The organism is Exiguobacterium sp. s142, assembly GCF_018618455.1.
GTDB lineage: Bacteria > Bacillota > Bacilli > Exiguobacteriales > Exiguobacteriaceae > Exiguobacterium > Exiguobacterium aurantiacum_A.
This window is the reverse complement of the sequence record NZ_JACSMB010000001.1, coordinates 410,359-424,462: the sequence shown is the minus strand read 5'-3', so window position 1 is coordinate 424,462 and position 14,104 is coordinate 410,359. Positions and strand designations below refer to the sequence as shown.

Here is a 14,104-nt window from a genome sequence, read left to right as displayed (position 1 = left end):
GTTTATTTGGGTGCAGTCTACCCAAATGAAGGCGTCCCTTCACGTAGGTGAAGAGACGCCTTTTCTCTTTGCCTCCAAACAAAAGGAGGAGACGAACATGAATTTGATCAAACAACAACCGAACCATTTTGTCAGCTTAGAAACGCTCACCCTCGAAGAGATCATGGGGATGATCGAAGAGTCGCTCCGCTACAAACAAGGGGACATGCCGCCGCTGTTTGACGGGAAGACGGTCGCGAACTTGTTCTTCGAAAATTCGACGCGGACGAAAAACTCGTTTCAAATGGCCGAGCGGCACTTGAACATCCAAGAGATCCCGTTCGACGTGGCGACGTCATCGGTGACGAAAGGCGAGACGTTATACGACACGTGCAAGACGCTTGAAGCGATCGGGGTCGACGCGCTCGTCATCCGCCATCCTGAAGCGGGATACTACCATGAGCTCGTCGAGAAGCTGACGATCCCAGTATTAAACGGCGGGGACGGGAGCGGGGAACACCCGTCACAGTCGCTGCTCGACCTCGTCACGATTTATGAAGAGTTCAAGACGTTCGAAGGCTTGAATATCGCCATCTGCGGCGATCTCGTCCATAGCCGGGTCGCCCGCTCGAACGCAGGCGTGTTGAAACGGCTCGGGGCGAATGTCGTCGGTTGTAGCCCGGAATCGTGGTGGGATGGTTCGATGGGGCTTTCGCACCGCGACCTTGACGACATCTTACCGGACTGCGACGTCGTCATGTTGCTCCGCGTTCAGCACGAGCGCCACATTATGGGTGACATCTTTTCTAAAGAAGACTATCATGCGCGCTACGGCTTGACGGTCGAGCGGGTCGAGCGGATGAAACAAGGCGCCATCATCATGCATCCGGCTCCGGTCAACCGGGACGTCGAGATCGCCGGCAGTTTGATCGAACATCCGTCATCGCGCATCTTTCCGCAGATGAAGAACGGCGTTTACGCACGGATGGCCATCTTAAATCGAGCATTAGGGGGACAACAATGATTATTCAACACGCAACGTGGTATGACGGGAAGACGAAACGGACGAGCAATCTGTTGATTGAGGGCGGCACGATCCGTTCGGTCGATTACGACGGGACGACCGAAGGACACGAAGTGATTGACGCAAACGGGAAGCTGTTGATCCCAGGTCTCGTCGACGTCCACGTCCATTTGCGCGAGCCGGGTGGCGAGGCGAAAGAGACGATCAAGACCGGGACGGCTGCGGCTGCGGCCGGAGGGTTCACGACGATTTGCGCGATGCCGAACACACGGCCGGTCCCGGACGACCGGGCGACGCTCGATGACTTGCTCGCTCGGATCGAGCGGGACGCCAGCGTCCGCGTGCTCCCGTATGCGGCGATCACGAAACGGCAGCTCGGTGTCGAACAAGTCGATATGCCGTCACTTGCGGACGCGTTCGCGTTCACAGACGACGGGGTCGGCGTCCAGTCGGCGGCGATGATGCGTCAAGCGATGCGGGAAGCGAAACGGCTTGGGAAAGCGGTCGTGGCCCATTGCGAAGACAATACGCTCAAGGCCGGTTCGGTCCATGAAGGGAAGTTTAGTGAGACGCACGGCATCCAAGGCATTCCGAGTCTCGCCGAGAGCATCCATATCGCCCGTGACGTGTTGATCGCCGAAGAGACAGGCTGCCACTACCACGTCTGTCACGTGTCGTCACGTCAATCGGTCCGCGTCATCCGTGACGCCAAACGGGCCGGGATCCACGTCACGGCGGAAGTGACACCGCACCACCTCGTCTTATCGGAAGACGACATCCCGGGGTTAGATCCGAACTTCAAGATGAATCCGCCGCTGCGGAGCCAAGACGACCGCGCGGCGTTGCTCGAAGGGCTGTTCGACGGGACGATCGATTTGATTGCGACCGATCACGCCCCGCACACGGCTGAAGAGAAAGCACAAGGGATGGAGCGCGCCCCGTTCGGTATCACCGGATTCGAGACGGCGTTCCCGCTCCTTTACACGACGTTCGTCAAGACGGGACAAATGGAAGAGGCGGCGCTCATCGACTGGATGACGAGACGACCGAGCGAGGTGTTCGGTCTGCCTTACGGCGTGATTGAGGTCGGCCGGGCGGCGGACCTCGCGCTGATCGATACGGAGACGGTGCGTCCGGTCGACCCGGCGACGTTCGCGTCAAAAGGGAAGAATACACCGTTCGCTGGGAAAAGACTCACAGGTTGGCCGGTCGTGACGATCGTGGCCGGAGAAATCGTATATAAGGGGAGATTCGATGAAACGAACATTATGGCTTGAAGACGGGACAGCATTTGTAGGCAAGGCGTTCGGCGCGAACGCCGAGACGATCGGGGAAGTCGTCTTTCAAACGGGAATGACCGGCTACCAAGAGATTTTATCGGACCCGTCTTATTGTGACCAGCTCATCGTGTTGACGAATCCACTCATCGGGAATTATGGCGTCAACCGTGAAGACTTTGAGACGACCGTCCCGATGGCAAAAGCGCTCATCGTCAAAGAAGCGTGTGACTTGCCGTCGAACTTCCGCTCAACGGCGACGTTGCCGGAGACGCTCGAACGCTTCGGGATACCAGGTCTAGAAGGTGTCGATACGCGCATGTTGACGCGTCACCTTCGTTCACGCGGCGTCATGCGCGGCGTGTTGATCGACGGTGAGTCGACGTGGGCAGACGTTTCGATGCGCTTTGAAGCGAGCTTCCCGACCGATCAAGTGGCACGTGTCTCGACGAAACGGGCTTACGTCAGCACCGGGAGCGGCCGCCGGATCGCCCTCATCGATTTCGGGGCCAAACTCGGGATCATGCGCGAATTGTTGAAGCGCGACTGTGAAGTCGTCGTCTTGCCGCACGACGTGACGGCTGAAGAAGTGATGCGCTATGAGCCGGACGGGGTCATGCTCTCGAACGGACCAGGCGACCCGAAAGACGTACCGACGGCGCTCCCGCTGATCGAAGCACTCATGCCAAAACTTCCGATGTTCGGGATCTGTCTCGGCCATCAGTTGATTGCGCTCGCGAGCGGTGCCAACACGTTCAAGCTTCCGTTCGGGCATCGTGGTGCCAATCATCCTGTCCTCGAGCTTGAGACCGGTGCTGTGACGATCACGTCACAAAACCACGGCTACGCCGTCGACGAGACGTCGCTCCTTGAGACGCCGCTCATCGTGACGCATCGCGCCGTCAACGACGGGACGATCGAAGGCATCAAACATTTACATCATCCGACGTTCTCGGTGCAATATCATCCGGAAGCGGCGCCAGGACCATATGACGCCAACGACCTATTCGACCGCTTTATGACACTCGTCAACGAAAACAGACAGAAAGTAGGAATGTGACATGCCAAAACGACCAGATATTCAGAAAATCCTTGTGATCGGATCCGGCCCGATCGTCATCGGACAAGCGGCAGAATTTGACTATGCTGGTACCCAGGCGTGTCTTGCCTTAAAAGAAGAGGGCTACGAAGTCATCCTCGTCAACTCGAACCCGGCGACGATTATGACTGACCCATCGACGGCGGACCGCGTCTATATCGAACCACTCGAACCGGAGTTCGTGGAGCGGATCATCCGTCAAGAACGTCCGGACGCGCTTCTCGCGACACTCGGGGGCCAGACCGGACTGAACTTGGCGGTCGAGCTCGATAAGCGCGGCGTGCTCCGCGACTGCGGCGTCGAACTGCTCGGAACGAAACTGTCGGCGATTGAGCAGGCAGAAGACCGGGAACAGTTCCGCGATCTCATGTACAAGCTCGGTCACGGCGTCCCAGACAGCGATATCGTCCATTCACTCGACGCCGCCTGGAGCTTCGCTGACCGGATCGGCTATCCGATTATTATTCGTCCGGCTTATACGCTCGGCGGGACCGGTGGGGGAATCGCCCACGACCGGGAACAGTTCGAGCAGATCGTCGAATCGGGACTCAAGGCGAGTCCGGTGACGCAAGTGCTGCTTGAAGAGTCGATTGCCGGCATGAAAGAAGTCGAATATGAAGTGATGCGCGACTCGAGCGACCAGGCCATCATCGTCTGCGCCATGGAAAACTTCGATCCGGTCGGTGTCCATACCGGTGACTCGATCGTGTTCGCCCCGACCCAGACGTTGTCTGACCGTGATTATCAAATGCTCCGCAGCGTCTCGCTCGACATCATCCGGGCGCTCGGCATCGAAGGCGGATGTAACATCCAGTTCGCGCTCGACCCCGACAGCTTCACGTACTACGTGATCGAGGTCAATCCACGCGTCTCGCGGAGTTCGGCTCTCGCCTCAAAAGCGACGGGATACCCGATCGCCAAGCTCGCCGCGAAAGTCGCGGTCGGCTACAAGTTGTCGGAACTAAAAAATCCGGTGACGGAGACGAGTTACGCCTCGTTCGAGCCGGCGCTCGACTACGTCGTCGCTAAAATCCCGCGCTTCCCGTTCGACAAGTTCGAGACCGCGGACCGTCGTCTCGGCACACAAATGAAAGCGACGGGCGAAGTCATGGCCATCGGTCGAAATTTAGAAGAAGCGCTATTGAAAGCCGTCCGTTCGCTCGAACTCGGTACTGAAGACTTGTACGTACCACGCCTTTCCGAATTGACGGCTGAACAACTGGAACGAGAACTGACGACACCGACCGACGAACGGTTGTGGATGCTGTACGAGGCGCTTCGCCGCGGCTACTCGACAGAACAGCTTCACGGCTTGACGAAAATCGACCGGTTCTTCTTATCAAAACTCGATCGGATTTGGCGTGAGGAAGAAGCGTTGCGCGACGAGCCGTTGACAGAGGAACGGTTGCGCGATGTGAAGCAACGTGGGTTCAGTGATCGCATGATCGCCCGCATCACGGACCAAGCCGTCGAGACGATCGCGTCGTTACGCGATGAGTGGAACGTTCGGCCAGTGTATAAGATGGTCGACACGTGTGCCGCCGAATTCGCCTCGGAGACGCCGTACTTTTACGGGACGTACGAAGTCGAGAACGAAGCGGTGAAAACGGATAAACCGTCCATCCTCGTACTCGGTTCAGGCCCGATCCGGATCGGTCAAGGCGTCGAGTTCGACTATGCGACCGTCCATTCGATCCAAACGATCCGTGACGCCGGATATGAGGCAATCATCGTCAACAACAACCCGGAGACGGTATCGACCGACTTCTCGATCTCAGACCGTCTCTACTTTGAACCGCTCACGACAGAAGACGTATTAGAAGTCGTTCGCAATGAACGACCGCTCGGGGTCATCGTCCAGTTCGGCGGGCAGACGGCAATCAATTTGGCCGCCTCGCTCGAAGCGAACGGCGTCCAAATTCTCGGGACGTCACTTGAAGACATCGACCGGGCCGAAAACCGGAAAGCGTTCGAGGCGACGCTCACGAAAGAACGGCTCGCCCAACCACCGGGCAAGACCGCGGTCACGGTCGAGGAAGCGGTCGCTTGTGCTGACATGCTCGGCTATCCCGTACTCGTCCGCCCGTCGTACGTCCTCGGCGGCCGGGCGATGGAGATCGTCTATGAGCGTTCGGAGCTCGAGCGGTATATGCGCCACGCCGTCGTCGCCTCGAAAGATCGTCCCGTCCTCATCGACCGCTACTTGACCGGGATCGAGATCGAAGTCGACGCCATCTGCGACGGGACGGACGTCTACATCCCGGGCATCATGGAACATATCGAACGGGCCGGGGTCCACTCTGGCGATTCGATCGCCGTCTATCCGCCGCAACGGCTGAGCGAGGCGTTAAAACAAAAAGTCGTCGATTACACGATCAAACTCGCCAAAGCGTTCCGCATCAAAGGGTTGCTCAACATTCAGTTCGTCTATGCGGACGACTTGTACGTCATCGAAGTCAACCCACGGGCGAGCCGGACGGTGCCGTTCATCTCGAAAGTGACGGGACTTCCGGTCGCACGCATCGCGACGCAGACGATTCTCGGGACGACGTTGAAGCAGCTCGGACTCGGAACGGGCTTGCACCCAGAATCTGACGCCATCTCGGTCAAAGTACCGGTGTTCAGTTTCGCGAAACTAAAAGAAGTCGACCCGTCACTCGGGCCAGAGATGAAATCGACGGGTGAAGTCATGGCGACGGACCGAACGCTTGAAAAAGCACTCTATAAAGGACTCGTCGCTGCCGGGATGACGATCGCCTTGAAAGGAAACGTCTTGTTGACGGTCGCCGATCAAGACAAAGATGAAGCGCTCGACATCGCCCGTCGCTTCAACCGGCTCGGCTTCCGCCTGATGGCGACGTCAGGCACGGCGACGGCACTTACGGCAGCCAAGTTGCCGGTCCGACAAGTCGGGAAGATCCATGAAGCGGGTGAGACGATGCTGAGCGTCATCGAGCGGGGCGATGTCGACATCGTCTTGAATACGACGACACGCGACGCCTTAGCGACAAAAGACGGATTCATTATCCGCCGGGCCGCGGCCGAGCAAGGTGTGCTCTGCTTGACGTCGCTCGACACGGTGAAGGCGCTCTTGCAAGTCATCGAGAGCCTATCGTTCCAGACGACGAGCCTGCCGGCGTTCACCGAATTCGGGGTGACTGTATGAGACAACGGGCGACCATCTTATCGAACTTGGAGATCGCGAAAGCGACAATGGAAATGAAAGTGCGAATCGGTGATGGAACAATCGCACCGGGGACGTTTTTCCATGTGAAGACGTCCGAACTGTTGCGCCGGCCACTGTCGGTCGCAAACGTCGAAGCAGACGTCGTCACGTTTCTGTACAAAGTGGTCGGGACCGGGACGGCTGAACTCGCGACGAGACGAGCCGGGGACGAACTTGACGTCCTCGGTCCGCTCGGTAACGGGTTCCCGCTCGCAAAAGACGGCAAGCGCGTCGTTCTCGTCGGCGGGGGGATCGGGGTGCCGCCACTCTATTACACGCGCCGGATGCTCGCCGCGCGCGGAATCGAAACGGTGGCGATTCTCGGGTTTGATTCAGAAGCGAGTGTATTTTATGAAGACGAGTTCCGCGAACTCGGCGAGACGATCATCACGACGGTCGACGGAACGTATGGAGAGGCGGGGTTCGTGACCGGGCCGCTCGCTAGAATCGACGCCGACGTCTTGTTCAGCTGTGGTCCGGAGCCGATGTTAAAAGCGGTCGCCGCGTCGCATATTAATGAACGCTACATCTCGATCGAGAACCGGATGGGTTGCGGCATCGGGGCGTGCTTCGCCTGTGTGTGCAAAGCGCCGGACGGTTACGTGAAAGTGTGCAGTGACGGACCGGTATTTCGGGCAGAAGAGGTGACGTTATGAGATTACACATCGAACTACCCGGCTTATCGTTAAAAAATCCGATCATGCCGGCGTCCGGTTGTTTTGGATTCGGCGAAGAGTTCGCCAAGCTGTACGACTTGTCGATCCTCGGGGGCATCATGATCAAAGCGGCGACCGGGGAGGCGCGGTTCGGGAACGAGACACCGCGTGTCGCCGAGACGGCGCAAGGAATGTTGAATGCGATCGGATTACAAAATCCGGGTGTCGACGCGATTGTTGAAGACAAGTTGGCATTCCTCGCCAAGTTTGACACTGAAATTATTGCCAACGTGGCGGGTTCGACCCCAGAAGAATACATCCACGTCGCGCGGAAAATGAGTGCCGACCCGTGCGTGAAAGCACTCGAACTGAACATCTCGTGCCCGAACGTGAAGTGTGGCGGCATGCAGTTCGGGACCGATCCTTTGATGGCGGCCGAACTGACGCGCCTCGTCAAGGCGGCGTCGACGAAACCGGTATACGTCAAACTATCCCCGAACGTCACGTCAATCACGGAGATGGCACGTGCGGTCGAAGCGGCCGGCGCCGACGGCATCACGATGATCAATACGCTCGTCGGCATGAGGATTGACATTGCGACCGGTCAACCGATCTTAGCGAACCGAATCGGCGGATTATCCGGTCCGGCCATCAAGCCGGTCGCCATCCGGATGGTGTACGAAGTCGCCCAAGCGGTCAATATCCCGATTATCGGCATGGGCGGTGTGCGGACGGTCGACGACGTGCTCGAATTTATCTATGCGGGTGCATCGGCGGTCGCGGTCGGGACTGCCAATTTTGAAAACCCATACGTATGCCAGGAAATCATCGAGGCGTTGCCAGGCCGGCTCGATGAACTCGGCATCGATCATATTTTAGACGTTAGGGGGAAGGCGTATGAACAGGTTGTATCTCGCGCTTGATGTCGAAACACGTGACGAAGCGTTTTCACTCTTGAAAAAAATTGACCAACGCCCGGCCGTCAAAGTCGGCATGGAACTTTTCTACCGTGAAGGTGGACGGTTCGTCGAAGAACTCGTCGCGAGCGGTTACCCGGTCTTTCTAGACGTCAAAGTTCATGACATCCCGGAGACGGCAAGGCGGACGCTCCGCCAAATCGGCCGGCTCGGCGTCGAAATGACGAACGTTCATACGCTCGGCGGTGAGACGATGATGCGCTACGCATTGGATGGGTTGCGTGATGTGAACGACACGACCACATTGATCGGGGTGACCCAACTGACATCGACCGACGAGCGGATGCTGTCAGAACAACTCGGAATTGGCGGAAGTCTCGAGCAGGCCGTCTTGCGCCAAGCGGGACTTGCCAAACGGGCAGGACTCGATGGGGTCGTCGCGTCCGTTCACGAAGCCCGCGCGATTCGACAAGCGCTCGGTTCACCGTTTTTGACGGTGACGCCCGGCATCCGAATCAACGAAACGACAGACGATCAAGTCCGGGTCGCGACACCGCAAGCCGCTTTTGACGCCGGTGTATCAGCTATCGTCGTCGGGCGCCCGATCACCCGGGCAGCCGATCCGAACGCAGCTTACGAATACTTTATGAAGGAATGGAGCCAAACGTATGAGACAAATCGCTGAGGCATTATTATCGATTGAAGCCGTCACCTTATCACCGAATGAACCGTACACATGGTCGAGCGGGTTAAGAAGCCCGATTTATTGTGATAACCGACTGACGCTCAGTTATCCAGAAGTGCGTTCACAGATTATCGATGCACTTGTCGACGCCGTCCGTCCGCTCGACGCCGACGTCATCGCGGGAACGGCGACGGCCGGGATTCCCCATGCGACGCTCTTAGCCGACCGACTCGGTCTACCACTCATCTACGTCCGGTCGGGTGCGAAAAAACATGGGAAAGGCAACCAGATTGAAGGTCGATTCGACAAAGGAGCGCGCGTCGTCGTCATCGAAGACCTGCTCTCGACTGGAAAATCGAGCATGGAGGCGGCGCGAGCAATTCAAGCGGCGGGCGGAGAGGTCGTCAAGATTCAAGCAATTTTCTCTTATAACCTCCCAGTTCTGGCAATCAATTCACTCGAATATGAGCTGCACTATTCGGCGTTGACGACGATCAACGAGTTGATTAAAGTCGCTGTCAAAAAACGGATGATCACTAAACAAGAAGCTACTTCGTTGGAGGAATGGCGAACTAATCCGCATGGTTGGAGTGAGCAAGTTTCTTCATAAAATATTTTTTGAAGAATCCACCTCCGGGCGGATTCTTTTTCATTTGGCAACATGTGATACTGAACGTGTTAGAATAGGGAAAGCAGTCGAAAAAGGAGAGAACTATGGCGTATTCTAGAATTAAAGGACAGTCATTGAAAGCACGGTTTCAAAACATCCCTAAACATCGCAAAATCGCATTCGGTCTCGTCCTCACGGTGTTACCTTTATTATTTTTCGTGAATTTATTCGTATTCAGTCACATATTGGCGCTAGGGGACAAGTATGAGGACCGTTATCAGATGAAAAAGCTTCGGCTTGAGACGGCGCATGGGAATGTTGAATTTATCCGGAGCACGAACGAAAAAGTTCAGATCGAAGTGTTGCAGACGAATTCGAAAGAACGTCGCATTAAAGTGAAGTCGGTCGGGGACACGATTTCCGTCGTCGAACGGTATGGACCGATGAGCCAGTTCGGGAGTCGGGCAAGCGCGGAGCCGTCCCGTTATAAAATCCGGGTCGCGTTGCCAAGTTCGATGACATCGATCGAAGTGACGGCTGAGCAAGTGACCGGACAAGGCCTGGTCGCGAAAACCATCGTTCTCGATGCCAACGCGGTCAATCTGAAGAAACTTGAAAGCGACCGGCTTCGAGTCGAGACGAGAAGCGATGCCACGTTTGAGACGGTTCGTGTCGTCACGGGTGACATCCGGTCGTATCGGGACGCGACAATCCGTGACGTCGTCGTCAACCAAGCGCTGACCGTCCAGACAGAGGCCGGGGCGCTCACGTATGAGCCGCGAAACGCGACAGGACAAGTGACGGTCACGACAACAGGAAACATCGCGGCGGCTGAGCGCTTTAAAGAAATCAGCAACGGTGTGTACCATCTTTCGAACTCGAATCGTCCGAACGTGGAACTGATTTCTGAGACAGGGAAGGTCGAATTGAAATGATCAACAAACGCTACATTCCTAAAGTCGGACTGCGAACGTTTAAGACCGGGATCGCTGTCGCCATCACGATCGCCTTGTCATGGTACGTCTTCGGCATTTATTCGGGGATGGGTGCCATCGCCGCCGTCGTCGCGATGCAACCGACCGTCAAACGGTCGTCGAAAATCGTCTTTAGCCGTATATTCGGTACGATCGTCGGACTCATGTGCGGCTTGTTGATCGTCTATGCGTTCGGGGTGAACCCGATTTCGATCGGTCTTGCCGTCATCGTCGCGCTCACGCTCAACACGACGTTCGATAAGACGCATATGTCGACGTATGCCGCGTTCGCGATTGTGCTTATGCTTGAAAACCCGACGACCGACTTTTTCCACTACGCGTGGACGCGTTCGCTATTGACGGCTGTCGGTGTGTTCGTCTCGCTCGGCGTCAACTATGCGTTCATGCCACCGCGTTATGAAGATCGTCTGCTCGGCGAGATTCGGAAGACGTCGGCGTATATGTTCCATCATTGGCGCGAACTGATCGGCTCCCCGGCAGAACTGCTCGAGACGCGCGCCCGTATCCTCGGCCATCAAGAGCTCCATATGATGTTGCAAGAGGACATGCAAATGACGAAGGTTAAGTTGAAGCATTTGACGATCAAGCAATATCGGTTATTGATTCATTTAGAGGATAAATTGGTCTTGCTGCTCGAGAGTCTCGCTGAGCACCGGGAAGCGTTACTCATGATGACCGAGGACGAACGTCACGCGTTCGAGTCCGAGTTTTTATTCTTGCTCGCCCACCATCACGACATTCTCTACACGTGTGACAAACCGTACTCGCTCTTCCAATTGAAGCATGAAGACTTATCTGTTTCTGAAATTTTACACGGACATCTGCTCGACTATCATGAACAGCTCGAGGCGTTCAAACATAATCCGAAATGAACAAAGGCCACGTCGCATGACGTGGCCTTTGTTCATTGTTTAAGCGATTTGACGAGCTGCTCGTCCGGAGTCACATATACCGTCTGCTGATCGGTGTAGATGACGAATCCCGGCTTGGCGCCGCTCGGTTTTTTCACGTAACGGGCTTTCGTATAGTCGACCGGCACCCCGCTCGAGGCACGTGCCTTCGAGAAGTAGGCGGCGACGGTCGCTGCTTCGAGGAGCGTCGTCTCGTCCGGTTCGGTCGACCGGATGATGACGTGTGAACCGGGGATATCTTTCACGTGAAGCCAAACTTCGTCGCGACGCGCGAACTTGAACGTCAAGTAGTCGTTTTGCGTATTGTTTTTACCGACGTAAAACTCGACACCGGTCGAAGATGTGTAGCCTTCGAGCGCGACTTTGGCCGTTTGTTTCTTCTTCTGACGTTTTTGTCGGATGTATCCGCCTTCGGCCAGCTCTTCGCGAATCTCGACGATATCGCGCGGCGCGGCGACGTCGAGTTGGGCGACGAGCGTCTCTAAATAGCTGATTTCGGTCTCGTTCAGTTCAATTTGCTTTTGAACCTCGATTTTGGCAACTTTTAGTTTGTTGTATTTCTTATAGTAACGTTGCGCATTCTCGTTCGGTGTTTTAAGAGGATCGAGCGGGATATCGATCATGGCGCCGTCCTCATCATAATAGTCGACGACGTGGGCGACTTTCATCCCTTTCTCGAGTTGGAACAAATACGTCGTCAACAGCTCACCGTATTTTTGGAGCTCGTCCGATCGTTCCGTCGCTTTCATATCCTCGAGCAGGCGTTTCCGTTTTAATTGGTTGCGCTCGAGCTCTGACTTGAGCAGACGCTCGACGTCATGGGCTTGCTGCTTGACCCGGTCACGGTTCGCCTTCTCATAGTAAAAGCGGTCGAGCACTTCCCGGCTCGAGTCGTAGCGTTCTTCAGAAACGATATCGCCTGACGTGAGCGCGATCGGACTGAACCGTTCCTTCCCGGAGGCGAGCTGTTGGAATACATAAGCGCCGTCAAGATCCGCCATCACGCTGTCAAACGCCGCCTCTAAGTTCGTACGGTTCGGCGTCTTGGCCCGATACATAATCTCTTGAGCGATCTGCGGGCTCATCCCAGAAAAGTGAGCGACGAGCTGCTTATCGAGCATACCTGCGTTCCAATCGATTCGTTTCAATCCGGCTTCCCGTTCCGTCAACGGATCGGACTTTTCTTGCGCCGGCGGCAAGATGTACTCGCTGCCTGGCATGATCGTCCGATACGTGTTTTGAGACGGAGGAAGGTGTTTGATCGCGTCTAAAATCTTGCCGTCCTCGTTCGTCAAGACGACGTTCGAGTGACGCCCCATCAGTTCGACATAGACGCGTTTGTTTTCTTCATCACCGAGCTCGTTACGCGATCTGATTGAGAAGACGATGACGCGGTCGCGGCCGACTTGTTCGATTGCTGTGATAAAGCCGCCCTCGATATGCTTCCGCAGCATCATACAAAACATCGGAGGCTCTTGCGGGTTCTTGATCGGGGTGTCCGTCAATTGAAGTCGCGCATACATCGCGTTCGCTGAAACGAGCAACGAGACGCTTTGTCGGTTCGATCTGACTTGAATCATCAAGTCGAGCGCATACGGTTGATGCACTTTATTGATTCGACCGCCAACGAGCGGTTGTAGTTCTTTTACGACACGATATGTCATTAATCCATCATATGCCATTAGTCTCATCACCTTTGTCCTTTTTCTGTCTCTACGTTATCAGATTCACAGAAAATATGGTACGATGAAGTAGGAAATCCGAACTTCTTCTTGCCGTAACAATTAAAGGACTGCTATTATAATGTAATGTGATGTTAGAAGATGGAGGGCTTGCATTGAATTTTAAAGAACGAGGATTATTAATCGTCTTGTCTGGTCCAAGCGGTGTCGGCAAAGGTACTGTTTGCCGAGTGCTCCGTGAAGAGGCGGACAACAACCTTCAGTATTCGGTGTCGGCAACGACTCGAAAACCACGTGAAGGCGAAGTTGAGGGAGTGCATTACTTCTTTAAGACGAGAGAGCAATTTGAAGACATGATTGAACACGATCAACTGCTTGAGCATGCAGAATTCGTCGGCAACTATTATGGGACACCGGTCGAATGGGTGCGCGAGACGCTTGAAAGTGGCAAGGACGTCATTTTAGAGATTGAAGTCCAAGGAGCTTTCCAAGTAAAGGAACGCTTCCCAGAAGCCGTCTTTTTATTCCTCGCACCGCCGAGCCTGCAAGAACTTCGAAACCGTTTAGTCGGTCGAGGCACTGAATCGGAAGAAGTCATCAAGCAACGCTTGCTCGTCGCCCGTGAAGAAATCGAGTTGATGGATGCTTACGATTACGTCGTCACAAACGACGAAGTCGATAAAGCGATCGACCGGATCAAAGCGATCGTGACGGCCGAGCATTGTAAACGTGAACGTGTCGCGTCTCTCTATAAAAAAGCTATGATGGAGGTCATTTAATGTTATACCCTTCGATTGATGCCTTACAACGTATCATCCCGTCGAAATACACAATCGTGACGGTGGCCGCCAAGCGTGCCCGCCAGATCCAAGACGGAAAAGCACCAAAAATCGCTGCGCCAAAATCGTATAAACCGGTCGGTCAAGCGCTAGAAGAAATATTCTCGGGTGACACGACAATCATCGTGAACGAAAAGAACAACGGATGAAGTGTGACCCAAGTCGGATACGACTTGGGTCTCATTGTCTATAAAGGGGAGAAAT

At 55.3% G+C, this 14,104-nt stretch carries 13 protein-coding genes; 12 read left to right on the top strand and 1 reads right to left on the bottom strand.

Annotated elements, in window-relative coordinates:
- Positions 1–97 precede the first annotated feature (97 nt).
- From KNP77_RS02160 to KNP77_RS02115, 10 genes are all read left to right on the top strand, one after another.
- Positions 98–1,003 (top strand): aspartate carbamoyltransferase catalytic subunit, encoded by a 906-nt coding sequence (locus tag KNP77_RS02160; protein WP_131465316.1) that lies wholly within the window; start codon positions 98–100, stop codon positions 1,001–1,003.
- On the top strand, positions 1,000–2,280 hold the full coding sequence (locus tag KNP77_RS02155) for a dihydroorotase (RefSeq protein WP_131465314.1): 1,281 nt from the start codon (positions 1,000–1,002) through the stop codon (positions 2,278–2,280). Before KNP77_RS02160 ends, KNP77_RS02155 begins: the two co-directional genes overlap by 4 nt.
- Positions 2,258–3,340, top strand: a complete 1,083-nt coding sequence (locus tag KNP77_RS02150) for a carbamoyl phosphate synthase small subunit (protein WP_071399567.1) — start codon at positions 2,258–2,260, stop codon at positions 3,338–3,340. The genes KNP77_RS02155 and KNP77_RS02150 overlap by 23 nt, the downstream gene beginning before the upstream one ends.
- Position 3,341: 1 nt before the next feature.
- Positions 3,342–6,545 carry a carbamoyl-phosphate synthase large subunit gene (gene carB, locus KNP77_RS02145; protein ID WP_214888103.1) on the top strand — a complete coding sequence of 1,068 codons (3,204 nt, stop codon included), beginning with the start codon at positions 3,342–3,344 and terminating at the stop codon, positions 6,543–6,545.
- Positions 6,542–7,261 carry a dihydroorotate dehydrogenase electron transfer subunit gene (locus tag KNP77_RS02140; protein WP_214888078.1) on the top strand — a complete coding sequence of 240 codons (720 nt, stop codon included), beginning with the start codon at positions 6,542–6,544 and terminating at the stop codon, positions 7,259–7,261. The genes carB and KNP77_RS02140 overlap by 4 nt, the downstream gene beginning before the upstream one ends.
- Positions 7,258–8,184: a dihydroorotate dehydrogenase gene (locus KNP77_RS02135; RefSeq protein WP_071399570.1), complete on the top strand. Its 927-nt coding sequence runs from the start codon at positions 7,258–7,260 to the stop codon at positions 8,182–8,184. Before KNP77_RS02140 ends, KNP77_RS02135 begins: the two co-directional genes overlap by 4 nt.
- Complete coding sequence (gene pyrF / locus KNP77_RS02130) at positions 8,159–8,863, top strand: orotidine-5'-phosphate decarboxylase (protein ID WP_131467784.1); 705 nt, start codon at positions 8,159–8,161, stop codon at positions 8,861–8,863. Before KNP77_RS02135 ends, pyrF begins: the two co-directional genes overlap by 26 nt.
- Positions 8,847–9,473 (top strand): orotate phosphoribosyltransferase, encoded by a 627-nt coding sequence (gene pyrE, locus KNP77_RS02125; protein ID WP_131456251.1) that lies wholly within the window; start codon positions 8,847–8,849, stop codon positions 9,471–9,473. Before pyrF ends, pyrE begins: the two co-directional genes overlap by 17 nt.
- A 104-nt stretch (positions 9,474–9,577) precedes the next feature.
- Entirely contained in the window at positions 9,578–10,408 is an 831-nt protein-coding gene (locus KNP77_RS02120; protein ID WP_071399572.1) for a DUF4097 family beta strand repeat-containing protein, read from the top strand.
- On the top strand, positions 10,405–11,340 hold the full coding sequence (locus KNP77_RS02115; protein ID WP_214888075.1) for an FUSC family protein: 936 nt from the start codon (positions 10,405–10,407) through the stop codon (positions 11,338–11,340). Before KNP77_RS02120 ends, KNP77_RS02115 begins: the two co-directional genes overlap by 4 nt.
- A 32-nt stretch (positions 11,341–11,372) precedes the next feature.
- On the opposite strand, the gene KNP77_RS02110 is transcribed toward KNP77_RS02115, so the two are convergent.
- Positions 11,373–13,061: an Rqc2 family fibronectin-binding protein gene (locus KNP77_RS02110; protein WP_214888180.1), complete on the bottom strand. Its 1,689-nt coding sequence runs from the start codon at positions 13,059–13,061 to the stop codon at positions 11,373–11,375.
- 131 nt (positions 13,062–13,192) lie between these two features.
- Between KNP77_RS02110 and gmk the strand changes: the two genes are divergently transcribed.
- Positions 13,193–13,840, top strand: coding sequence for a guanylate kinase (gene gmk, locus KNP77_RS02105; RefSeq protein ID WP_070327534.1), 648 nt, complete (start codon positions 13,193–13,195; stop codon positions 13,838–13,840).
- The gene (gene rpoZ, locus KNP77_RS02100; RefSeq protein WP_070327533.1) at positions 13,840–14,049 is read left to right on the top strand and encodes a DNA-directed RNA polymerase subunit omega; all 210 of its coding nucleotides are present in this window, start codon (positions 13,840–13,842) and stop codon (positions 14,047–14,049) included. Before gmk ends, rpoZ begins: the two co-directional genes overlap by 1 nt.
- Positions 14,050–14,104 lie beyond the last annotated feature (55 nt).

What these genes read in the sequence shown, in the direction of transcription:
- KNP77_RS02160 (WP_131465316.1), top strand. Translation starts at nt 98, where the DNA reads ATGAATTTGATCAAACAACAACCGAACCATTTTGTCAGCTTAGAAACG.
- KNP77_RS02155 (WP_131465314.1), top strand. Translation starts at nt 1,000, where the DNA reads ATGATTATTCAACACGCAACGTGGTATGACGGGAAGACGAAACGGACG.
- KNP77_RS02150 (WP_071399567.1), top strand. Translation starts at nt 2,258, where the DNA reads ATGAAACGAACATTATGGCTTGAAGACGGGACAGCATTTGTAGGCAAG.
- carB (WP_214888103.1), top strand. Translation starts at nt 3,342, where the DNA reads ATGCCAAAACGACCAGATATTCAGAAAATCCTTGTGATCGGATCCGGC.
- KNP77_RS02140 (WP_214888078.1), top strand. Translation starts at nt 6,542, where the DNA reads ATGAGACAACGGGCGACCATCTTATCGAACTTGGAGATCGCGAAAGCG.
- KNP77_RS02135 (WP_071399570.1), top strand. Translation starts at nt 7,258, where the DNA reads ATGAGATTACACATCGAACTACCCGGCTTATCGTTAAAAAATCCGATC.
- pyrF (WP_131467784.1), top strand. Translation starts at nt 8,159, where the DNA reads ATGAACAGGTTGTATCTCGCGCTTGATGTCGAAACACGTGACGAAGCG.
- pyrE (WP_131456251.1), top strand. Translation starts at nt 8,847, where the DNA reads ATGAGACAAATCGCTGAGGCATTATTATCGATTGAAGCCGTCACCTTA.
- KNP77_RS02120 (WP_071399572.1), top strand. Translation starts at nt 9,578, where the DNA reads ATGGCGTATTCTAGAATTAAAGGACAGTCATTGAAAGCACGGTTTCAA.
- KNP77_RS02115 (WP_214888075.1), top strand. Translation starts at nt 10,405, where the DNA reads ATGATCAACAAACGCTACATTCCTAAAGTCGGACTGCGAACGTTTAAG.
- KNP77_RS02110 (WP_214888180.1), bottom strand. Translation starts at nt 13,061, where the DNA reads ATGGCATATGATGGATTAATGACATATCGTGTCGTAAAAGAACTACAA.
- gmk (WP_070327534.1), top strand. Translation starts at nt 13,193, where the DNA reads ATGTTAGAAGATGGAGGGCTTGCATTGAATTTTAAAGAACGAGGATTA.
- rpoZ (WP_070327533.1), top strand. Translation starts at nt 13,840, where the DNA reads ATGTTATACCCTTCGATTGATGCCTTACAACGTATCATCCCGTCGAAA.